The 22,506-nt window shown below is 67.9% G+C and carries 17 protein-coding genes; 9 read left to right on the top strand and 8 right to left on the bottom strand.

Annotation, left to right across the window (positions count from 1 at the left end):
• Entirely contained in the window at positions 1-1,503 is a 1,503-nt protein-coding gene (guaB, locus tag DEA06_RS14245; RefSeq protein WP_116648666.1) for an IMP dehydrogenase, read from the bottom strand.
• 333 nt (positions 1,504-1,836) lie between these two features.
• Here guaB and DEA06_RS14240 point away from each other — a divergent pair, with 333 nt between their 5' ends.
• From DEA06_RS14240 to DEA06_RS14225, 4 genes are read left to right on the top strand one after another with little or no spacing between them, the layout of a single operon-like run.
• Positions 1,837-3,093: a branched-chain amino acid ABC transporter permease gene (locus DEA06_RS14240; RefSeq protein WP_116648665.1), complete on the top strand. Its 1,257-nt coding sequence runs from the start codon at positions 1,837-1,839 to the stop codon at positions 3,091-3,093.
• 9 nt (positions 3,094-3,102) lie between these two features.
• Entirely contained in the window at positions 3,103-4,083 is a 981-nt protein-coding gene (locus DEA06_RS14235; RefSeq protein ID WP_116648664.1) for a branched-chain amino acid ABC transporter permease, read from the top strand.
• A gap of 37 nt (positions 4,084-4,120) precedes the next feature.
• On the top strand, positions 4,121-5,092 hold the full coding sequence (locus tag DEA06_RS14230; protein WP_116648684.1) for an ABC transporter ATP-binding protein: 972 nt from the start codon (positions 4,121-4,123) through the stop codon (positions 5,090-5,092).
• The gene (locus tag DEA06_RS14225) at positions 5,089-5,826 is read left to right on the top strand and encodes an ABC transporter ATP-binding protein (protein ID WP_116648663.1); all 738 of its coding nucleotides are present in this window, start codon (positions 5,089-5,091) and stop codon (positions 5,824-5,826) included. Before DEA06_RS14230 ends, DEA06_RS14225 begins: the two co-directional genes overlap by 4 nt.
• 478 nt (positions 5,827-6,304) lie before the next feature.
• On the opposite strand, the gene DEA06_RS14220 is transcribed toward DEA06_RS14225, so the two are convergent.
• From DEA06_RS14220 to groES, 3 genes are all read right to left on the bottom strand, one after another.
• Positions 6,305-7,582 carry an ABC transporter substrate-binding protein gene (locus DEA06_RS14220; RefSeq protein WP_116648662.1) on the bottom strand — a complete coding sequence of 426 codons (1,278 nt, stop codon included), beginning with the start codon at positions 7,580-7,582 and terminating at the stop codon, positions 6,305-6,307.
• 246 nt (positions 7,583-7,828) lie between these two features.
• The gene (gene rarD, locus DEA06_RS14215; protein ID WP_116648661.1) at positions 7,829-8,791 is read right to left on the bottom strand and encodes an EamA family transporter RarD; all 963 of its coding nucleotides are present in this window, start codon (positions 8,789-8,791) and stop codon (positions 7,829-7,831) included.
• Positions 8,792-8,980: 189 nt separating this feature from the next.
• Complete coding sequence (gene groES / locus DEA06_RS14210; protein ID WP_116648660.1) at positions 8,981-9,277, bottom strand: co-chaperone GroES; 297 nt, start codon at positions 9,275-9,277, stop codon at positions 8,981-8,983.
• Between the two features lie 396 nt (positions 9,278-9,673).
• Here groES and DEA06_RS14205 point away from each other — a divergent pair, with 396 nt between their 5' ends.
• The 4 genes from DEA06_RS14205 to DEA06_RS14190 all read left to right on the top strand — a co-directional run bounded on the left by DEA06_RS14205 (position 9,674) and on the right by DEA06_RS14190 (position 15,643).
• Positions 9,674-11,509: an Hsp70 family protein gene (locus DEA06_RS14205; protein WP_165818027.1), complete on the top strand. Its 1,836-nt coding sequence runs from the start codon at positions 9,674-9,676 to the stop codon at positions 11,507-11,509.
• A 23-nt stretch (positions 11,510-11,532) separates the two neighbouring features.
• Positions 11,533-14,049, top strand: coding sequence for a LuxR family transcriptional regulator (locus tag DEA06_RS14200; protein ID WP_116648658.1), 2,517 nt, complete (start codon positions 11,533-11,535; stop codon positions 14,047-14,049).
• A 154-nt stretch (positions 14,050-14,203) separates the two neighbouring features.
• Positions 14,204-14,947 (top strand): IniB N-terminal domain-containing protein, encoded by a 744-nt coding sequence (locus tag DEA06_RS14195; protein WP_116648657.1) that lies wholly within the window; start codon positions 14,204-14,206, stop codon positions 14,945-14,947.
• Between the two features lie 3 nt (positions 14,948-14,950).
• Positions 14,951-15,643 (top strand): hypothetical protein, encoded by a 693-nt coding sequence (locus DEA06_RS14190; RefSeq protein ID WP_116648656.1) that lies wholly within the window; start codon positions 14,951-14,953, stop codon positions 15,641-15,643.
• On the opposite strand, the gene DEA06_RS14185 is transcribed toward DEA06_RS14190, so the two are convergent.
• From DEA06_RS14185 to DEA06_RS14170, 4 genes are all read right to left on the bottom strand, one after another.
• Positions 15,572-17,095 (bottom strand): dynamin family protein, encoded by a 1,524-nt coding sequence (locus tag DEA06_RS14185; RefSeq protein WP_116648655.1) that lies wholly within the window; start codon positions 17,093-17,095, stop codon positions 15,572-15,574. The two genes, DEA06_RS14190 and DEA06_RS14185, sit on opposite strands and share 72 nt — an antisense overlap.
• Positions 17,092-18,993, bottom strand: a complete 1,902-nt coding sequence (locus DEA06_RS14180) for a dynamin family protein (protein WP_116648654.1) — start codon at positions 18,991-18,993, stop codon at positions 17,092-17,094. The genes DEA06_RS14185 and DEA06_RS14180 overlap by 4 nt, the downstream gene beginning before the upstream one ends.
• 152 nt (positions 18,994-19,145) lie before the next feature.
• A complete protein-coding gene (locus DEA06_RS14175) occupies positions 19,146-20,072 on the bottom strand; it encodes a hypothetical protein (RefSeq protein WP_116648653.1) in 927 nt (308 codons plus the stop codon).
• Between the two features lie 89 nt (positions 20,073-20,161).
• Complete coding sequence (locus DEA06_RS14170) at positions 20,162-21,088, bottom strand: hypothetical protein (RefSeq protein WP_116648652.1); 927 nt, start codon at positions 21,086-21,088, stop codon at positions 20,162-20,164.
• Between the two features lie 192 nt (positions 21,089-21,280).
• Here DEA06_RS14170 and DEA06_RS14165 point away from each other — a divergent pair, with 192 nt between their 5' ends.
• A complete protein-coding gene (locus DEA06_RS14165; protein WP_116648651.1) occupies positions 21,281-22,465 on the top strand; it encodes a class I SAM-dependent methyltransferase in 1,185 nt (394 codons plus the stop codon).
• The last annotated feature ends 41 nt before the right edge of the window (positions 22,466-22,506 follow it).

The raw sequence follows: 22,506 nt of genomic DNA, 5'->3' as shown, positions 1-22,506 counted from the left end.
CTACTTCTTGTAGTTCGGCGCCTCGACGACGATCTGCACGTCGTGCGGGTGCGACTCCTTCAGACCCGCCGCCGTGATGCGCACGAACTTGCCCTTGGCCTTCAGCTCGTCGATCGTGCGGGCGCCGACATAGAACATCGACTGACGCAGACCTCCGACGAGCTGGTAGGCGACCGCGGCGACCGGGCCGCGGTAGGCGACCTGCCCCTCGATGCCCTCGGGGATGAGCTTGTCGTCGCTGGGCACGTCGGCCTGGAAGTAGCGGTCCTTGGAGTACGACGTCTTCTTGCCGCGCGTCTGCATCGCTCCGAGCGAGCCCATGCCGCGGTACTGCTTGAACTGCTTCCCGCCCTGGAAGACGATCTCGCCGGGCGACTCGTCGGTTCCGGCGAGGAGCGAGCCCAGCATGACGGTGTCGGCACCGGCGACGAGGGCCTTGGCGATGTCGCCCGAGTACTGCAGACCGCCGTCGGCGATCACGGGCACACCCGCCTCGCGAGCGGCGAGGGATGCTTCGTAGACGGCGGTGACCTGCGGAACGCCGACCCCGGCGACCACACGGGTGGTGCAGATGGAGCCCGGGCCGACGCCCACCTTCACGGCGTCCACGCCCGCGTCGACGAGCGCCTGTGCGCCCTCGCGCGTGGCGACGTTGCCGCCGATGACGTCGATGTGGTCGAACGTCGGGTCGGCCTTCAGCCGGCGCACCAGATCGATCACGCCCGCCGACTGGCCGTTGGCGGTGTCGACGACCAACGCATCGACGCCCGCGTCGCGGAGGGCCTCGGCGCGCTCCCACGCGTCGCCGAAGAAGCCGATCGCCGCACCGACGCGCAGGCGGCCGTGCTCGTCCTTCGTGCCAAGGGGGTACTTCTCGCTCTTGTCGAAGTCTTTGATCGTGATGAGTCCGGCGAGCTTGCCGTCGTCGTCGACGAGCGGCAGCTTCTCCACGCGGTGCTTCGCGAAGGTCGCGATGACCTCGTTCGCGCTGATGCCGACGGGGCCGGTGATGAGGCCCTCGGTCGTCATGACGTCTTTGACGAGTGTCGTCTGACGCTCGAAGCCCGAGACGAAGCGCATGTCGCGGTTGGTGACGATGCCGACGAGCCGGCCGTCGTCGTCGACGACGGGCAGACCCGAGATGCGGTACTTCGCGCAGAGATCGTTGACCTCTTCGATCGTCGCGTCGGCGGTGGTCGTGATCGGGTCGGAGATCATCCCCGACTCGCTGCGCTTGACGCGGTCGACGTGCGCTGCCTGGTCTTCGATCGACAGGTTGCGGTGGATGATGCCCAGCCCGCCCTCGCGCGCGATCGCGATCGCGAGACGCGCCTCGGTGACGGTGTCCATCGCGCTCGAGAGCAGCGGTGTCGCGACGGTGATGCGCCGTGACACACGAGAGGAGGTGTCGGCCTCACTCGGGATCACATCCGTGTGCCCCGGAAGGAGGAGGACGTCGTCGTAGGTGAGGCCTACGAAGCCGAAGGGATCGTTGTGCTCCATGGTTCTCGTTCTCCTGCGCGCGCGGCGCGTTGCTCGAAAGGACGACGACGGCCGGTGCGCTGCTCGCGCGCCGACACCGATTCTAATCGCGCGGAACCCTAGTTCATTCCCGGAAATACCCCGACACGGCCGTGACCGACCTAGTATTCCCCTCAGCGTTCCTGCGATCTTCGGGTTTCGCTGTGAAACACCGACGACACATTACGCTCGTAACGTCTTCATCATCGCCGATGCGACTCGATGTCGGCGCCCCCGACTGGAGGATCCGTGAGACCCACCACCACCGCGCCACCACGAGTTCGCGCGGGAGTCATCCCAGCGGTCATCGCACTCATGCTGACGCTGCTCGGGCTTTTCGCCGGCGTGACGCCGGCGCACGCGGCCGAAGACGACCCTTACCGCATCAGCGGCAACGTCCAACTCGACGGCGAACCCTTGGAGGGCGTCGTCCTCGTCGTGACCGGTCCTGGCGGTGAGCAGAAAGTCGAGACCGACGCCGAGGGCCAGTGGCGTGTCGGTGTTCCCGAGCGCGGCGAGGAATACGTCGTCACGCTCGACGAGACCACCCTGCCCGACGGCATCGCGGTCGTCGACCCGGAAGACGACACCCCGAACGCCAAGGAAGTGGAGGTGGGAGCCGGCGGTCGCGTCAGCGTCAACTTCTTCATCGGCGAGGGAGAACGCAGCGTCACCGGTTTCGCCGACCAGCTCGTCCAGCGCGTCGTTCAGGGTCTCAGCTTCGGCCTCATGCTCGCCCTGGCCGCGGTCGGACTGTCCCTGGTCTTCGGTACGACCGGCATCTCGAACTTCGCCCACGGCGAGATGGTCACCTTCGGTGCGGTCATCGCCCTGTTCCTCGTGGGACCGGCGACGCTCGCGCTCCCCGTGTGGCTGGGCTTCCCCCTCGCCGTCATCCTCGGCGGCGGGTTGGGGCTCATCCTCGACATGATCCTCTGGCGGCCTCTTCGGCGAAAGCGGGTGGGAGCCGTGCAGCTGATGATCGTCAGCATCGGTCTCTCGCTCGCGATGCGCTACATCTTCCAGTACTTCATCGGCGGCGGCACGAGCCAGCTGCCGTATGCCTCCGAGCCGAAGATCCCGCTGTTCGGCGTCGTGCAGCTGAGCGTCATCGACATGGTCTCCATCGCCATCTCGATCGTCGTGATCGTCGCGTTCGCCCTCTGGCTCACGTTCTCGCGACTCGGCAAGGCCACTCGAGCCATCTCCGACAACCCCTCGCTCGCCTCGGCGTCGGGCATCGACGTGGACTACGTCGTCCGAGTCGTGTGGGTGGTGGCGGGAGGCCTTGCGGCCCTCGCCGGCGTGCTCTACGCCTACTACCGCCCGGGCATCAAGTGGGACATGGGTGCGCAGGTGCTGCTGCTCATGTTCGCCGCCGTCACGCTCGGCGGGCTCGGCACCGCACTCGGCGCGCTCGTCGGTTCGATCATCGTCGGCCTCCTCGTCGAGGTCTCGACCCTGTTCGGCGTCCCCTCGGATCTGAAGTACGCCACAGCGCTGGTCGTCCTCATCGTGATCCTGCTGTTCCGCCCGCAAGGCATCCTCGGCCGCCGCGAAAGAATAGGTTAGGCGCGAATCATGGACTGGCTCCAGATCCTCTCGAACACCGCATCCTCGATCCTCAGCCCGGCAACCCTCGGCTACGCGCTGGCGGCACTCGGCCTGGCCGTGCACTTCGGCTACGGCGGACTCATCAACATGGGCATCGCCGGCTTCATGGCGATCGGCGCCTACGGGTACGCCATCTCGGTACTGAGCTTCGGACTCCCCTGGTGGCTCGCGGCCCTCATCGGGCTCGTCGCCTCCGCCGTTTTCGCCCTCATCCTCGGCATACCCACGCTGCGACTGCGCGGTGACTATCTCGCGATCGTCACCATCGCCGCCGCGGAGGTCGTTCGTCTGCTGTTCCTGACGACGGCGTTCGAAGACGTCACCGGGTCGGCGGACGGCCTGAGCGGCTACCACGAGAGCTTCCGGTCGTCGAACCCGATCCCGGCCGGCACGTACGGTTTCGGTCCGTTCACCTACAACGAGACCGACTGGTGGGTACGCATCACGGGTCTGGTCACCCTCGCGATCGCCGCACTCGTCGTGTGGATGGTCACCCGCAGCCCCTGGGGCCGCGTCTTGAAGGGAATCCGCGAGGACGAGGACGCCGTACGTTCGCTCGGAAAGAACGTCTTCTCCTACAAGCTGCAGGCACTCGTTCTCGGTGGCGTCCTCGCGGCGGCCGGCGGCATCGTCTACGCGCTGCCCTCGGCGGTCAGCCCCGGCGTCTACGTCACGTCGCTGACCTTCTTCGTCTGGACGGCGCTCCTCCTCGGTGGAGCGGCGACGGTCTTCGGGCCCCTCCTGGGATCGCTGATCTTCTGGGTGCTGCAGACCTTCCTCTCCAACGTCCTCCCCGCTCTCGTGAGCGCGGGCGTCCTCCCGTTCATGTCGGAGATCCAGGCGGGAACGGTGCGCTTCATCCTCGTGGGTGTGGCACTCATGCTGCTCGTGATCTTCATGCCGCAGGGAATCCTCGGCAACAAGAAGGAGCTGACCTTTGTCAAGTAGCGCCTCCCCCAGCGACGCTCCACTCGAGCCCGCCCCGCTGACGTCCCCCACCCCGCGCGCGAAGGCCACCGGCCTGCACATCGGGGAGGCGGTCCCCGGCGTCAAGAAGGTCGACCCGATCATCGTCGCCGACGGCATCACTCGATCGTTCGGAGGTGTGACAGCGGTCGACGTCGAGCACCTCGAAATCCCCCGCGGCGCGATCACCGCCCTGATCGGCCCGAACGGAGCGGGGAAGACCACCCTCTTCAACCTCCTGACCGGCTTCGACAAGCCCAACAGCGGGTCGTGGACGTTCGAGGGCAGGTCGCTCTCGGGCATCCCCGCTTACCGGGTGTCGCGGATGGGCCTCGTGCGCACCTTCCAGCTCACGAAGGCACTCGGGCTGCTCACCGTGATCGACAACATGAAGCTCGGCGCACGCAAGCAGCGCGGCGAGAACTTCTGGCAGGGGCTCATCCCCGCGATCTGGCGCAAGCAGGACGAAGAGATCGAAGCGCGGGCCATGAAGCTCCTCGCCAAGTTCAAGCTCGACGCGAAGGCCGACGACTTCGCCGCGTCCCTGTCGGGTGGTCAGCGCAAGCTCCTCGAAATGGCCCGGTCGCTCATGACCGATCCGACCCTGGTGATGCTCGATGAGCCGATGGCCGGTGTGAACCCCGCCCTGACGCAGTCGCTCCTCGACCACATCCTCGACCTGAAGGATCTCGGCATGACCGTGCTCTTCGTCGAGCACGATATGCACATGGTGCGCCACATCGCCGACTGGGTCGTCGTGATGGCGGAGGGCCGCATCGTCGCGGAGGGAGATCCGCTCTCGGTGATGAAGAATCCCGCCGTGATCGATGCCTACCTCGGCGCTCACCAGGACCTCGACCTGGGGGTCGTCACAGGCCGCGTCGCCGTCGTCGACGTCGACCCGACCACCGATGCCGAAGCATCCGTCGACGCCGATGCGACGGTCCTCGTCGAAGACGGCGTAGCCGAAGACGAAGGGAACCGCGCATGAGCGCCACCGCCACCGCCACGCCCGTCGTGGTCGTCGACAACGTCCACGCCGGATATCTGCCGGGCGTGAACATCCTCAACGGCTGCTCGCTGGTCGCCGAGCAGGGCGAACTCATCGGCATCATCGGCCCGAACGGCGCCGGCAAGTCGACGCTGCTGAAGGCCATTTTCGGGCAGGTGAACGTCCGCGGCGGCACCATCTCGCTGGAGGGCGACGAGATCACGGGGCTCAAGGCCGACAAGCTGGTGCGTCGCGGCGTGGGGTTCATCCCCCAGACGAACAACGTCTTCCCCAGTCTCACGATCGAAGAGAACCTGCAGATGGGGCTGTATCAGAACCCCAAGATCTACAAGGAACGACTCGAGTTCGTCACCGGCATCTTCGCCGAGCTCGGCAAGCGCCTAAAGCAGCGCGCCGGCTCGCTCTCGGGCGGCGAGCGGCAGATGGTCGCGATGAGCCGCGCCCTGATGATGGACCCGAAGGTGCTGCTCCTCGACGAGCCGTCGGCGGGCCTCTCCCCCGTGCGGCAGGACGAAGCGTTCATCCGCGTCTCCGAGATCAACAAAGCCGGGGTGACGTGCATCATGGTCGAGCAGAACGCGCGCCGCTGCCTGCAGATCTGCGACCGCGGCTACGTTCTCGACCAGGGACGCGACGCCTACACCGGCACGGGCCGCGAGCTGCTGAACGACCCCAAGGTCACCGAGCTCTACCTCGGCACGCTGGGCGTCTAGACCTTCGCACCTGCCATCCGGCCCTACGGGGTGCGGATGGCAGGTGCGTGTGCGCGCTCCCCGCCCGCCGCGTCACTTCCGAGCACGTACTCAGGATGAACCTGGGGGTCAGCCCCACCACGGCGGCGTGTCGCATCCGTCGCGACGACTCAGCCTGAGTTGTGGCAGAGAGCGCCCCGGTCTTCGATGCGTGCGAGACGGGTGCCGCCGAGCTCCGAGCCGGGCCGCGGCCAACCGGCCCGCGCGAATTGCGCGGACGGAGAGCTACCGGTCTGCAGCAAGTAATCAGGCTGAGCGCGACTCCGCGGCCCGGGGAGGGGCGTTTCGCACGTCCGCTGCCCGCTCAGCCTGAGTCCGTGCGAATGGAGGTGGGGCGGTGTGGGCAGAGCGCGGCGTACTGGCCGGGGTATAGCCGAACCCACGGGGAAGGGCCCCGGTCCGAAGACCGGGGCCCTTCCTGTCGAGCGGATGCTGAGGATCAGCCCTCGTACGCGACGTAGTTGTTGTCTTCGCCGAACTCGTAGATGCCGATCGACGCCTCGGTCGGGTCGCCGACCTCGTCGAACGTGATGGGACCCGAGATGCCGTCGTAGTCGGCCGTGCCGCCGTCGAGGATGATCGCGGCGCAGTCGGCGTACGACTCGCACTTCGTGCCGTCGCCCGAACCACCGGAGACCTCCTGCAGCTTCGCTGCAATGGCCTCGGAGTCGGTCGAACCGGCGGCGAGGGATGCGAGAGCGAGCAGCACGGTGGCGTCGAACGACTCCGCCGCGTAGCTGTAGTCCTCGAGCGCGGGGCGCCCCTCGGCCGACTGGAACTCGTCGAGAGACGACGTGAACTCGCCGATCGAGTCGATCGACAGACCGGGCAGCGTTCCCTTCGCGCCGGTGAGCGATCCCGCGGGGAACGCGTCGGCGAAGTTCTTCAGGTTGCCGTCGACGAAGTAGAGCTTGTCGGACGGGAACTGACCGAACAGGCTCGGCAGGATCGTCGAGACCTCGTCGAACGTGATCAGAGCGATCGCATCGGGCGCGGCCGCGAGGACCTCGCTGATCTGCGAGTCGAACGTGGTGTCACCGGTGTTGTAGGTCGACTCTGCGACGACCTCGCCACCGGCGGCCTCGAAGGCCTCCGAGACGTACTTGGCGAGACCGGTGCCGTACGAGTCGTTCAGAACCACGAGGCCGAGCGTCTGCGCGCCGCCCTCCGCGATGAGGTTACCCAGCACCTCACCCTGCAGGACGTCCGACGGGGCCGTGCGGAAGTACAGGCCCTTGTCGTCGTAGGTGGTGAACGCGTCCGACGTGTTGGCCGGGGAGAACTGGATGACGCCCGCACCGACGACCTGGTCGATGAACTGGAGCGACGTTCCCGAGGACGCCGCACCGATGATCGCCGAGACGTCCTCGCCCAGGAGGCGGGGGATGGTGGTCTCGTAGGCCTTGTTGTCGGTGTCACCGGAGTCGCCGTAGACGGTCTCCAGCGTGAGACCGGTCGTTTCGGTCTCGGCGTTGATGAGGGACTCCGCGTAGGCGACGCCGGCCTCTTCGGGCGGTCCGAGGAAGGCCAGGTTGCCGGTCTGCGGAAGCGCGGTGCCGATCTTCAGCGTCAGGTCTCCACCGACCTCCGCGTTGGGCGACGAGGACTCCGCGGTTCCGCCGCCACCGGCACAGCCGGCCAGGACGAGCGCACTGACACCGACCAGGGCGATGCCGCCCAGGACCTTGCCGGCACGCGAACGTGAAATGACGCTCATGTTGCTCCTTGCTGTGAATGATTGCGGGCGCGATTCGGGGACCGGCCCAGTGCCCTAAACCTATGTGTCTGTTCGTCTCGGCGGTGTTGCCGTTCGTTAACGATGTGTAACGCGACCTAATCGTTATGCGGAGACCCTCGCCAAACGTCGATAGTGCCCGTTTCCGCCGATCGAGTCCCCGATTTCGGGCACTTCTGGCGAGATCGGGCACTTTCGATGGATGCTGCGCCCCGAGCCGCGGCGGAGTCAGGTCAGCTCGGCGACATCCGAGACGGAGGCCCTGCCGCGCCGGGCGGCGAGGAGCGAGTCCACCGTCAGGACCGCGAGCGCCACCCATACCAGCGCGAACCCGACCCAGCGCTCGAACGGCATGGGCTCGCCGAGGAGCCATGCCCCGGTGACGAACTGCAGCACCGGCGCGACGAACTGCAGGAGCCCGACCAGGGTGAGGGGCGCGCGCCGGGTGCCGGCCGCGAAGAACAGCAGCGGCGTGGCGGTGAACACGCCCGCCATGAGCAGAAGCGCCGCGTGGCCGGCGCCGGCGGTGAAGAGCGTCAGCCCGCTCGTGGCCGCGACCACGCACAGCTGGATGATCGCGATCGGGAACAGCCAGAAGGATTCGAGCGTCAGGCCGCTGACGGCGTCGACGGCCGGTCCGATCTTCTTCTTCACGAGGCCATAGAGCCCGAAGGAGCACGCCAGCGACAGCGCGATCCACGGGAACGTGCCGTAGCCCACGACGATGACGAGCACGGCCACCACGGCGATGCCGATCGCGATCCACTGCGTGATCCGCAGCTTCTCCCGCAGGACGAGAACCCCCAGCAGCACCGTGACGATGGGGTTGATGAAGTAGCCGAGGCTCGTCTCGATGACGTGACCGCTCAGCGTGCCGAGGAGGAAGACCTGCCAGTTGACGTAGATGAGGGCGCCGGCGAGTGCGGTCAGACCCAGCAGACGGGGTTGCCGAACGATCCGCCAGAGCGCCGACCACCCGCGGACCGCGAAGAGGAGGATCGCGCAGAACACCAGCGAGAGCACGATCCGCCAGGCGACGACCTCCCACGCGCCCGTGGGGGCGAGCGTCAGGAAGTACAGCGGAAGGAATCCCCAGAGGAGATAGGCGACGAAGGCATAGACGCCGCCGATCGCGATCTCACGGGAGGGAGTCCGCGCCGCGGGCGTGGAAGCACCGGCACGGTCGTTCACGCTGCCAGCCTAGGCCCGCTGCGGGGTCAATCCGATCGGCCGTCCGCGTCGAAGCACTCACGACGGCTTCTTCGTACGCGCCCCTTGCAACGCGGGAGCCGCCCCACACGGCACACGTGCACCTCCGGTGCACGCAGAAAGGCCCGGATGCCGAAGCATCCGGGCCTTTCCCGACTCGCGAGGAGGCGATCAGCGAACGACGACCGCCAGGACGTCGCGCGCCGAGAGCACGAGGTAGTCGTCGGCGCCGAACTTCACTTCGGTGCCGCCGTACTTGCTGTAGATGACGCGGTCGCCGACGGCGACGTCGATCGGAACACGGTTGCCGTTGTCGTCGATGCGGCCGGGGCCGACAGCCACGACCTCGCCCTCCTGGGGCTTCTCCTTGGCAGTGTCGGGGATGACGAGACCACTGGCCGTGGTCTGCTCTGCCTCGACCTGCTGGATGACGATGCGGTCTTCGAGCGGCTTGATGGAAACCGACACGGTCTACCTCTTCTTTCTTGACGCTTCGGTACGGAAGACTCATTAGCACCCACGCGGGGAGAGTGCTAAACCCGAGTCTAGAGAAGTGCTGGCACTCTCGCAACGCGAGTGCCAGCGAACGTTCCTCGTGTGACCGCGCGTTGCATACCCCGCACCCCGAGCGCTACCCCCCTTTTTTCGTGCGTGGGCGTGTGTCATCATTTCCCCACGACGTCGGAGTCGTAAGGGGCACGATCCGGCACTGGAAGAGAACCTGAAGCTAAGGCGCTTCGGTTTCTTGGCGAGGCGTTAACGCGCTCGCCGAGGGGGATTCGGTACATGCGTGCTCCATATTTTCTTGCGATCGATGTTGGGATGACGCGGACGGCTGCTGCCGTCTCGCAGCGTTCGGGGGGTGTGACGACAGTCACCTCGGTGCCGCTGGGGCGGCACTCCGATCACGCGTCGACGGCGGTGTTCGTCGGCGAGAGCGGACTGCTCTTCGGCGATGCCGCGGAGCGCCGCGGGCTGACTCAGCCCGACCGGCTCATCCGCGAGTTCAAGAGGCGCGTCGGCGACGACGTTCCCGTCGTCGCGGGCGACCAGACCTTCACCGCCGAACAGCTCTTCGCGCACGTCGTGACCTGGGTCACCGAGACGGTGAGCGAGCGCGAAGGACGCTCGCCGTCGGCGATCAGCGTGACCGTGCCCGCTGCCTGGGGCGAATACCGCTCCGAGCGCGTCGGCGCAGCCATCGCCCACGAGGGCTGGCGAGACGTGAACCTCATTCCCGAGCCGGAGGCGGCGGCGCGTCACTACGACCACGTCAACCCGCTCGAGACCGGTCGGGCACTCGCCGTCTACGACCTCGGCGGCGGCACGTTCGACGCCGTCGTCGTGCGTAAAGACAAGAAGGGCGCACTGCGTATCGTGTCGCCCGCGTCGGGACTGTCCGACGTCGGCGGCGCCGACTTCGACGACCTGCTCCTTCGCCACGTGATGACGGCCGCGGGTATCTCGGCGGACGTCCTGGCCACCGACCCCGGCGCGCGCGTCGCACTCGCCGCTCTGCGTCGGGAGTGCGTGGATGCGAAGGAGTCGCTGTCGTTCGACTCGGAGACCGTCATCCCCGTCCTGCTCGGTGGGCGGTCGACCTCGGTGCGCGTGACCCGTGCCGAGTTCGAGGCCATGATCGAGGCGAGGATCGAGCGCACCACCGACGCTCTCGAGCAGTCGATCGAGTCGGCGTCCCTGCGTGCCGATCGCCTGGATGCGATCCTCCTCGTCGGCGGATCGTCGCGGATCCCCCGCGTCGCCCAACTGCTCTCCGAGCGCGTCGACGTCGCGATCGCCGTCGACGCCGACCCGAAGGCCGTCGTCGCGTTCGGGGCCGCGCGCGCCGCCGCCGCCGAGTTCGAGGGCGAGGAGGCTCCGCCGGCGCTCGCCCGCGCACAGGCCGACCCCGCCGAGGAACTGTCGACGCTGCTCGACGAGGCCCGCCACGTTCCCGCACCCCGCCCTCAGCAGAAGTCTCGCGTCCGGTGGTTCGGGCGCGGTCCTGCCGCCGCGGCTGTCACGGTGGGCGTCGTCGTCCTCGCGGCGGGCGTGACGCTGTCGGGCGTCGCCGCCCTGGCCGGCAACGCCGAGCAGCCGGTGCAGGCCTCAGGGCAGGGCGCGGCGTTTTTCAACGACGCCCTGGCCGCGGGCAGCCTGTCAGCGATGGATTCCGACGATGAGGTCGTCGAGACGCCCTTCGGCGTCAATGCGCCGATCAGCGACGTTCCCGTGCTCGAGATCGCCGCCCCGTCGACCCCGAACAACTCGACGCAGAAGCCCAAGTCGAACACCTCGAAGTCGAACACCTCGAAGACACCGACGCGCGCCTCAGGCAAGCCGAACACGTCGACGAACCCCTCGACCTCGAACCAGGCGGGTTCGAACTCGAACCCCTCGTCGGGCTCGGGTGGCAGCCCGTCGACCGCACAGCCGAGCACGCCCAGCGGCTCGACCGGTGGCGGATCGACCCCCGCGACGACACCGCCAACGACACCGTCCACGCCGACCACGACGCCGACCCAGGAGCCGAGCGCACCGCCGGCCACGACGCCCCCGGCCGACCCGGCTCCTGAGCCGTCGACCCCGCCCGTCACCCCCGATCCCGAGCCCCCGGTCGAAACGCCACCGGCCACCGAGGCTCCGGCTCCGGCTCCCGCGCCGGAAAGCACCCCCACCGAGACCGCCTCGGCCGTCTGACGCGAATGACTGGGGGAAACGTCATGACACAGTCACGCCCTTTCGACCTCGCAACGCTCGGATCCGCAGACCCCGTGTGGGGCCGTGCGGCGCGCCAGCAGCTCGATGCGCTGATCGATTCCGGCGACGAACCGCGCCGGGCGATCATCACCGGTCCAGCCGGCTCGGGCAAGACGCTGCTGCTCCGCCACGCCCGACGGCGGTTGACCGACCGCGGGGTGACATCGACCCTTCTGCGCACGAACTCCGATACCGCCGACCTCGACGGCACCGATGTGGTCTTCCTCGATGACGCCCACCGGCTCGACGAGCGCCGGCTCACCTCGCTGATCGACTGGCTGGCCGACCCGTCGGCGCAGATCATCGTCGCCTCGCGACCCTGGCCGCGCACCGCCGCGATGCGACAGCTCGCCGACACGATCGAGCGCGCGCATCCCGCTGTCGTCCTCAGGCACCTGAGTCACCACGACCTGGCAGACCTGCCGGATCTCGGCGACGTCTGCGTCGCGGCGATTCTCGCGCTCACGGCCGGTACGCCGTGGCTCGTCGCCGAGGCGATCCGCGTGCATGACACGTCCTGCGGCGGCGCGGGCGACCACGGACACATCACCGGCGATCTGCAGGACGTCATCGCCCACCGACTCGCGGGCATCGACGAAGCGGTCGCCGAGGCCGTCGTCGCCGTCAGCCTGTCGCCGTCCTCCGCGGCGACGGCGTCGGAGGATCTCCTCTTCGCGGGATACAGCGAAGGGATGCTGCAGCGCAACGGCAGGCCCGTCCCTCTGGTGACCGATGCGGTGCGCGCGACGCTGCCCATCGCTCGCATCGTCGACCTGTACGTGGCATCGACTCCCACCGCATCGGATCTCGAAGACGGGATCGTCGACGGGATCAGCGACGACCGGATCGCCGCGATGCTGCTGCGAGAGGGCGACGCCAGTCTCTCGCGCGATCCCGCCGCCGCGGCCGAGCTCTTCCGCCGGGCCGGCAGTGCCGGCGCCGATCCCCTGTCCGTTCGCATCCGCGAGGCATCGGCCGCGTGGGTCGCCGGCGACATCGACACGGCGGCGGCGCTGTTGGAGGGAATCGACCTCGACACCGCCCACCCCGATCGCGATCGCGCCATCGATCTGTCGGCGTCGATCTGGGCCGCTCGCGGAGACGTCGAATCGGCGGCCGCCGTCTACCGCGCCTCGGGCCGCCTCGGAAGCGACTCGGCGGCCCGGGCCGCGACCGTCGCTCTGGCCGCGGGCGACCCGGTCGCGCTCGACGACGCGAAGAAGGTGCACGATGGAGCGCCGACGATGCCGTCCACGCTCTCCGTCTCTCTCGACCTGATGGCACGCGGAGTCCAGGAGAGCACCACCGCATCGGCGCAGTACGCACTCGTCGACCTCGTACGCGCCGCGGAGGTGTACTCCGCATCCGGAACGGCGGCGCCGATCGGGGAGCTCCCCGCCGTCATCGCGACGCTGATGGCGCTGAATATCGGCGAGCTCGATGTCGCGCACTCCGTCATCGCCGACGCGGTCGCTCGCGGCCACGGCGGACCGTGGGCGCGTCCGCGTCTGCTCCTGTGGAGCTCGTGGGTGTCGCTGCAGTGCGAACACCGCGTCGACGCCGAGGCCGCGCTGGCGCAGGCCTTGGCGGCCCCTCGCCCGCTCTCACCGCGCGACGCGACGCTCGCGAGCGCACTGTCGGTGGCCATCGCCCGTCGCTACGGAGACCTGGGGGAGCTGACCGCGCAGTGGCGACGCGCGCGCTCGAACGTGATGCGGTCGCAGTTCGACGTCTTCAGCATCCTGCCCCTGGGCGAGTTCGTGCTGGCGGCGGTACGCGTCGGCGACGAGGCGCGCATGGATCCCCACTTCCAGCGAGCGCTCGAGAGCGTCGCCCGGCTGAGCAAGGGCAGCGTCTGGGGCGTGCCACTGCACTGGACCGGCATCCAGCGCGGCATCCTCCGTGGCCAGCCCGACGACCTACGTCCTCACGCTCGCGCACTCGTCGAAGCGGCGGGGACCAACGCGCTCGCCGCGCAGATGGCGCAGGCCGGAAGGGTGTGGACGGCTGTCCTTGCCGGCAAGGTCGACCCCGACGTGGTCGAGGCTGCCGCTCTCGGGCTCGCATCCGTCGGACTCGCGTGGGACGGAGCACGGCTGGCCGGACACGCGGCAGGCCGTACCGACGACAAACGGGCGATCTCACGCCTCCTGGCGTGTGCGCGGCAGTTGCACCCCCGCGAGGAGTCGCGCCCCGCTGCCGCACCCGCCGAGTCGACGGATCAGCCTTCCTCCACTCCCCCCGCAGCGCACGGCGCATCGCTGAGCCCGCGGGAGCGCGAGGTCGCCGAGCTCGTGCTGCAGGGCAAGACGTATGTGGAGATCGGCGAATCGATCTTCATCTCGCCTCGAACGGCTGAGCACCACATCGCCCGCATCCGCCGGCGGCTGGGGGCGACGACCCGTTCCGACCTGATCGCGAAGCTGCGTGCGGCTCTCACCGCGGAGGATTCCTCCGCGCGCGAACGAGTCTCCGCGTGAACCGCGTCGCTGCGAAGCGGGCTCGTCATGCCGTTCCCCTAGCTTCCCCCCGGAACCCCTACTGGGGTTCTCACCACTTCGGGGGTAACCCCGACGCGCGAATCGCGCGCCGGTCGTACTGTTCGAATACAAAGATCTTCATAAGGAGCCGAGCATGAGCGTAACCCTGGCCAGTGTCGCCGACGCGCTGATCGAATTCATCCTGAGCCTTCTGCGCGACCCTGAGGCCGCCGCAGAGTTCGAGGAGGATCCCGATGGGATGCTGGCCTCGCGTGGGCTCAGTTCCGTCAGCCACGCAGATGTGTGCTCGGTCGCCCCCGTGCTGGTGGAGCGTCACGACGTCATCCCCTCGCCGAAGCCGACTCCCGCGCCGACCCCCGAGCACCACACGCCGGACAACCCCGTGGTGCGCGAGATCAAGAACATCACCAACCAGTTCACGTCGATCGACGACCGCGACACGATCATCGACCAGTCGGTCAACCAGAACATCTGGGCCGAGGGCGATGTGAACCAGCTCTTCGACAACGAGGCCAACGTCGCTTCGGGCGACGGCTCGATGGCTGCGGGCGATGACATCGCCATCGACAAGACGCAGGACAACTCGACCACCATCAACGCCGGCGGCGACGCGAACGTCGGCAACGACACCGACGTCACCGACATCGATGACTCGTACAACGAAGCCACGGATGCGTCGACGACGACGGACAACTCCACCGACGTCGCCCTCGACGGTTCGGCGAACGACAGCTCGACCACCGTCGACGTCGACAACTCGCTGAACGACACGAGCACCGAGACGACCGACGTCGACACGACCGTCAACAGCGACGCCGTTTTCGACTCGACCGACACGGTCATCGTGGACGACTCGTCGGCAGACGACACCTTCTAGTCGATGACACCGTCCGACGGCCTGGCCCGCAGATCCGATGATTCTGCGGGCCGGGCCCTCGCGCGTTCGCGGGCATACACTCCGGCGAGCCGCGGGAACGATCCCGACGACGATGACGACTTCGAGGAGCGCAAGCCGCCCGCGCGACCGTCTGTCGCCGACAAGCCCGGTGCGCCCGTCATCGTGAAGCTCCCTCTCCCCTTCACCGTCGGTCTGAGTCAGGTCGCCTGGATCTTGAGCATGGCGGTGGGCGCCGTGGTCGTCGTCTACATGTTCATCATCCGCGAGGCGCAGCTGCCCGCGATCATCGACATCGTGAAGGCCGTCGATGCGACGCGAGCCGACGAGACCTACACCGCCGCGGCCGACATCATCTTCTGGGTGCTCTTCGGCATGCAGGTGCTGCTGCTGTTCATCCAGATCATGCTGCAGGTGTCGTTCTCCAACCGCCGCCCGAACGTGCGGTGGTGGCAGTTCGGTGTCCTGCTGACGCAGGCGGGAGTCGTGCTCATCGCGCGCGAACTGCTCGCCGTCGGCGATCGGGGCATTCCGCTGGAGCGGATCATGCTCATCCAGCTCGGATTGGCCCTCCTGGGCCTGCTGATCGGGCTGTTCCCGCCGGCCCTACGCTGGACTGCCCGCGGCCACGACGTCCGCCGTGGACCGATCGGCTCCGGGAGCAGCTCCGACCTGTGAGGCGATCCCCTCGAGGCTGCGGATCACCACCCGGCAGATCTCGATCGTGGCGCGATCACTCAGCGGCGATTCGCTGAGGGTCCGCCACTTCGCCAGCGAAGAGGCGAGCGTCTCGCGCACCTCGTCGGTACGCGCCGAGTCGGTGAGCCCGAGGCGCGCGGCGACCGCCGTGCCGGAGCCGCCGATGATGCGCTCGGCCTCGACGGCATCTGCGGGCTCCAGCCGCGGGATCGTCGTTCGGAATTCCGACAGCAGCACCAGTTCGCGCAGCTCGTGGTTCGTCGCCACCAGGCGCTCGAGGCCCGCACGCACGTCTTCGGAGCCGTCTCGGGGCTTCTCGCGCAGCAGGTCTTCCAGACCCGCCAGCACGGCCCGCGTCTTCAGCACGGATGCCCGCGCGCGGAACTGCTCGACGATGAACTGCTGCACCTCGAGCAAGCCGCTCTGCTGCACGAGGCGGTGGGCGAGGTCGGTCGAACTGGATGCTCCCGCGCGCACCAGCGCGGAACCGAGGCGGACGCCGAAGATGCCGAAGCGGGCGAGCAGGCGCTTGCGCTCCTCGACCGACAGGGTTGTCGCGGTGGAGGGTCGGGTGAATCGATCGACCGACACCAGCATCCGGTCTCGCGTGGCCCTGTCGAGGCTCGCGAGTTCACGGAACGCGGCGAACTCGCTCTCTCGGAGCGCTCGCGCGCCCTCGGCGAGCAGACCCGCCACGGGGATGCAGCCGAGCGCGAGGGCCCGCAGCTCGCCGTCGCGTCGATACCTGTCGGCCACGCGAGCGGCCGACAGCAGCGAGTCGATGCGACCGGAGCCGATCTCGTCGGCCCGCGACAGCAGGGCGACGGCGTTCACCGTCTGCGACGAACCGGCCGCGTTATCGCGGAAGGCCTCGAGGAATCCGATGTCGGATGCGTGGATGTGCCGCAGCAGGTAGAGGATGGCGTCGGCGTCGGACGGCGCATCGTCGGGAGCGAGGAACGCGTGCGAGCGCGCGGAGACGTCCTGCGACAGAGAGGCGATGCCGGGGGTGTCGATGATCACGAGGGAGCGGAGGCTCTCGGAGGGCCACGCGACGTCGATCCACTCGACCTGGTCGGCCGTCAACGCGCCCAGTTCGATCACCAGGGCACCGTCGGCGCGCTTGACGGGCAAGCGCGTCTCCCCTCCGCCCTTCAGGTGGGCGGTGATGCGCGCCGAGACCGAATAGCGGTACCAGGTGACGATCTTGGTGCACTCACCGGCGTCAGTGGGCGCGATCTGCTCACCGATGAGGGCGTTCAACACGGTCGACTTGCCCGCCTTGACCATGCCCGCCACGGCCAGCCGCAGCGGCTCACGGAGTCGGCGCGCGTGCCGCTCGAGCGACGCGACCGCGACGCGGTCATCGGCGTAGAGCTCGAGAGCCTCCTCTACGAGGGTCGCCGCGTCGGCGAGTCCCGCCCGACTCATCGGATGGACTTCTTCGCGGTGCTCTCGCCGGCGACCAGGGCCGGGATCTCCTTGCGGAGGGCCTCGATGCGGTTGAGATGCATCTCCAGCTGCTTCACCCGTGAGTCGCGGTCGCTCTGATAGGTCACCGCCGCCTGCTTGGCGACGAGCACGGAATCGGAGAGCGAGCGGTGCAGCTCGTCGGCGATACCGCCGAAGTGATCGCGGGCGGCGCGCTGCACCGACCTCAGGCGGTCTCTGAGCTGCTTGCCCACCTGGAACACGACGTCTTCGATGTGACGGCGCACGAGGTTCTTCGCCTCGGCCTGCCGGCGGTTGAGGCGGTTCGACATGTCCTCTTTATATGCGCGGCGTCCGACCACGACACCGACCAGCAACGAGATCGGGTTGAGCAGCGACAGTCCGACGAGGCTGGTCGCGAGACCCGCCATCAGCACGCCACCGTAGGAACCGCGGACGCCGATGTAGATCTTCTCAGCAGCGCCGAGGCGACCCTCCTGGATGCCCTGCATGTCTTCGACGGGATCGAGCAGACCGTCGGTGTCGCCGACGCGGATGAGGGGGATGCCCGCCTCCTCGGTGATGAACTCCTCGGCGACCCGCTCCGCGAGCCACTGGGAGCGCTCGTTCGTCCAGACGAACGTCTCCGACACGGCGGCGGAGACACGCTGGTCGAGCCACTCGGTGATCTGGTCCCAGATCGGACCGGGGTCGCCCTCATCGATCGACGCCTCGGCCTCGCGCTGGACTTTGCGGAGTCGGTCGCGGAGGTCGTGCTCGGTGTCGGAGATGAGATCGGCGATACCGTCGCCGAGTGCGACCTGCCACCGGGAGGAACGCCCGCGGAACTCGTCGGCCCGCGCCTTGGCCTCGTCGAGACGGGCGATCATCTGCGGGGTGTCTTCGGGGTGCAGCAGCGCGTTCAGCTCCGTCTTGACGCTGAGCGAGAGCTGGTCGGTGACCGACATGAGGTCGTGCATCGCCGCGCGCTGGTGCAGCGCCTCGGCCTTGCCGAGCACGTCGCGACGAAGATGTGTCACGAGAGCCGGGAACCCCGACTCCTCATTGAGCTCCCGGTCCTGCTCGTCGGCCGCGGTCAGGCGCAGATCGCTCGAGACGGCGAAGATCGGGATCTTGCCGACAGCACCGAGGTGCGATCGGTCGATGCGCTCGATCTGGCGCCACTCGGGGTACACGTCGGTCTTGGAGAGCACGGCGGCCACGTTCGGGGACACCCGCAGAGCGTGCTTGAGGAACTGCACCTCGGGCTCGGTGTACTCCTGCGACGCGTCGGAGACCAGCAGCACGGCGTGCGCGGTCGACAGGGCGGCCAGAGTGCTCACCGAGCGGGTCGATTCGATTCCGCCGACGCCGGGCGAGTCGATGAGCTTGAGCCCGCCGCGGAGGATCTCGCGCGGGAGCATCACCTCGGCGGCGAGGATGTCGCGGGCGTTGTTCGGGTTGCCGCGTTCCGAGACGTACTCGGCGAGATCGGTGAGCGGGATGGTCGTACGTTCCACCCGGGGCTCGACCCCGCTGTCGTCGCGCGTGAGGACGACGGCCGAAGCCACGTCTGCGTAGGAGACGTACGTCGGAACGCTGGTGGCGACGTCGTCGTCGACGGGACAGGCCGGCGCGTTCACGAGCGCGTTGACGAGCTTGCTCTTGCCCTGCTTGAACTGGCCCACGATGACGACCCGCACCTGGGGGTCGAGAAGGCGGGCGCGGGTCTGGTCGAGGCGTTCGGCCAGGTCCTCCCGCCCCGCGACGGATGTGAAGCCCTTCGTGCGCTCGACGAGGACCACGAGATCCTTGTTCGCCAGCTCGACCGCGGTAGGAGAGGTGTCGTCTCCGGCGGTGGTGCTCTGATCGGTGGTCGCAGGAACGGTCTGGCTCATCCGAGATCTCCTTCGTCGCATCACACCGGGGTGATGCCATTGTCGCCTGTTTTCGCCTACGCAGGGCCGTGAACGGAGCGATGACCCCGGTGGCAGGGGCAGCCACCGGGGTCATCGGTTCGATCAGGTCGCGAAGACCCTCACGGGAGTGCTCACAGAGCGTCGAAGTCGACGTCCACGCTCACGTCGTCGGCGATGACGGAGTCGTCACTGCCCCAGATCACGTCGGCGTCGATGTCCCACGCGCTGGTGTTCGTCTCGGTCAGCTCGTCGTTGAACGAGTTGTCGACGGCCACGTTGGTCGAGTCGTCGTTGAACGAGTCGGTGACGTCCCAGTCCTGCGAAGCATCCGTGTACTCGGACGAGTCGGTGTACGAGTTGTTCGAGAACAGCTCGTTCGAGATCGTCGTCGTGTTGCCGATGTTCACGTCGCCGCCGGCGTCGATGTTGGTCGAGTCGTCGCGCGTCTGGGTGACGGAGATGTCGCCGCCCGCAGCCCACGAACCCTCGCCCGACGCGACGACCGCTTCGCTGGCACCGCCGAATGCGACGTCACCCTCGGCCGCGATGTTGCCGTTGACCGACTGGTCGACGATCGTCGCCGAGTTGTTGATCCACAGGTCGCCGCCGCCGCCGGCGCCCCCACCGAGGTGCAGGTCGCCGAAGCCGGTGTTGTAGTCGCGGTTGCCGGCGTTGATCGAGTGGTCGTCGGTGATGTCGAAGCTGTACGAGTTGCCCGAGTTGTTCATCGAGCTGTCGTTGCCCGAGTCGTTGATCGAGTTGTCGGAGAGGTCGTTGCCCGAGTTGTTGATCGAGTTGTCGGTCTCTTCGAAGAACTCGTTGAACGAGTCGGTGACACCGATCGTGGTGTTGGTCTCGGTGGTGGTCTCGTCGACGTTGCCGACGTTGTCGAGTCCGATGGCGGTGTTGCCGCTGTCGTTGACCGAGTCGTCGGTGTTTCCGACGTCGGTGACGTCGAAGCCGACCGTGGCGCTGTTCGTGGTCGAGCTGGTGTTGTTCGAGTTCGACTCGACCGTGTTGAACGAGTCGGCGATGTCTTCGGCGAAGAAGTCAGGCATGTCCGTGTCTTTCTAGGAGTGTTCCGAAGCGGAAGCGGAGGGGGCGGATGACCCGGCCGCCGCGCGAACGCGGCGGCCGGGTCGATCGATCAGAAGGTGAAGTCGGATCCGTCGATGATCGCGGAGCCGTCGCTGTCGGCGACGAGGTCGACGTCGGCGTTGACCGTGAGGTCGCTGTCGATGTCGGTGAAGTCGTTGAACGAGTCCGACAGGTCGTAGTTGTCGGAGTAGTCGTTGAACGAGTCGTCCACGTCGATGACGACCGACTCGTCGGTGGTGACCGACTCGTCGAGGTAGGAGTTGTGCGAGCCGACCACGTTGCTGATCGTCGTCTCGTTGCCGATGTTGACGTCACCCTCGGCGTCGATGTTGGTCGAGGTGTCGAGCGACGTGGTGACGGTGATGTCGCCGCCGGCTGCCATCGCGTCCTCACCGGACGCGACCACGGCCGAGTTGCCCGAGAAACCGAGGACGTCGCCGCCCGAGACGATGTTGCTGTTGACCGACTGGTCGACGATCGTGCTCTGGCTCCAGATGTGGGTCTCTCCGCCGCCGGCCGCGGCAGCGCCCGCTGCGCCGCCGAAGTGCAGGTCGCCGAAGCCCGTGTTGTACTCACGGTTGCCGGCGTTGATGGAGTGGTCGTCCCACGAGGTGTAGGTGAGGGTGTTGTGCGAGTCGTTGACCGACTCGTCGTTGAACGAGTCGTTGACCGAGTTGTCGGACTCGTCGTTGAACGAGTCGTTGACCGAGTTGTCCTCTTCGACGGTCTCGGTGTTGCCCGAGTTGTCGATGTCCCAGTCTTCGTTGGTGACCTCGGTGTCGGTGGTCTCGTTGAACGAGTCGTTCACGTCGACGCCCAGGTTGCCGGAGTCGTTGACCGAGTTGTCCTCGTTGAACGCGTTGTCGACGACGACACCGACGTTCAGCTCGTTGTTCTCCTCGGTGGTGTTGCCGGAGTCGATGACTGCGGAGTTGCCCGAGTCGAAGATGTCGCCGACGTTGATCTCATCTGGCATTTCTATTCCCTTTGCTCAGGGCCGGAGCCCGACAGTGGTCTGTGTCATCTCAAAGTAGGAGCACCCCCGCGTAGGCACATCGGGGATGCCTCCGGGATCTCCCGGGGGCCCCGAGGGGGTTTCGGGCTCCGGGGGATCCCCGGGTAGGGGGTTTGCGGATGCGCGCCACGGCGCCGACCTAGGGTGGATCCGATGGACATCGCCGAACTGACCGCCCTGTTGACCCCCGACGGCCTCCGCCTTCTCGACGAGACGGCGGCTCATTCGGGCGACGTGGCGCAGACGGTGTCGCGGCTTCGAGCAGCGGGTCACTCCCCCGAACTCGTCTCGGCGGTCGTCGGGCAGTCCCGGCTGCGCTCCCGGGCGTCGGCGAAGTTCGGAGAGTTCGCCGAGCGGATGCTGTTCACCAAGGCGGGCCTCGAACAGGCCACCCGCCTGTCGATCGCCGGGAGGCACGCCGCGCGTTTTCGCGACGCGGGCGTCTCGCGAGTGGCCGACCTGGGCTGCGGCATCGGCGGCGACGCGATGGGGTTCGCCGCGCTCGGGCTGCGGGTTCGGGCGGTGGACGCCGACGAGGTGACCTCGGCGATCGCCGCGTACAACCTGGCGCCCTTCGGCGATGCCGTCGAGGTGCGGCACGCGACGGCCGAGACCGCGGACCTGGCGGGCGTCGACGCCGTGTGGCTCGACCCCGCTCGGCGCACGGCCGGACACACCGAGACGAGTCGCGTGTCGGTCGCCGACTACTCCCCGCCGCTGGACTGGGCCTTCGCGCAGCTGCGGCGTCTTCCCGGCGGCATGAAGCTCGGTCCCGCCTTCGACCGCGACACGATCCCCGACGACCTCGAAGCACAGTGGGTCAGCGCCGACGGCTCGACCGTCGAGCTTGTGCTGTGGTCGGGAACGCTGGCCCGGGAGGGCGTGCGGCGAGCCGCACTCGTGACACGGGGCGAGCAGTCGTGGGAGATCACGAGCCCCGCCGACGCCGAAGACGTCGATGTTCGCGAACTCGGCGCGTTCGTGCACGAGCCCGACGGAGCCGTGATCCGCGCGCGCCTGATCGGCGACGTCGCACGCGCACTCGAGGCCGGCATGCTCTCGCCCGGCATGGCATACCTCACCTCGGATGCGGCGCTGACGAGCCCGTTCGTCTCGTCGTTCCGCGTGCGAGAAGAGGTGCCGTCCGACACCCGTGCGCTGGCCAAGGTGCTGCGCGCGCGAGGCATCGGCACCCTCGAGATCAAGAAGCGCGGGGTCGACGTCGATCCCGCGACGCTACGGGGGAAGCTCCGACTACACGGCGACGACTCCGCGACGCTCCTGCTCACGCGGATCGGCTCGCGCCGTCTCGCACTCCTCGCCGACCGGGTGTCCTGACGCCCGTTCCCCCGCCGCATCCGCTCCCCTGCGTCCGCTCC

This window comes from Microbacterium sp. Gd 4-13 (assembly GCF_003095395.1).
Taxonomy (GTDB): domain Bacteria; phylum Actinomycetota; class Actinomycetes; order Actinomycetales; family Microbacteriaceae; genus Microbacterium.
This window is presented reverse-complemented; position numbering and strand designations above follow the sequence as displayed.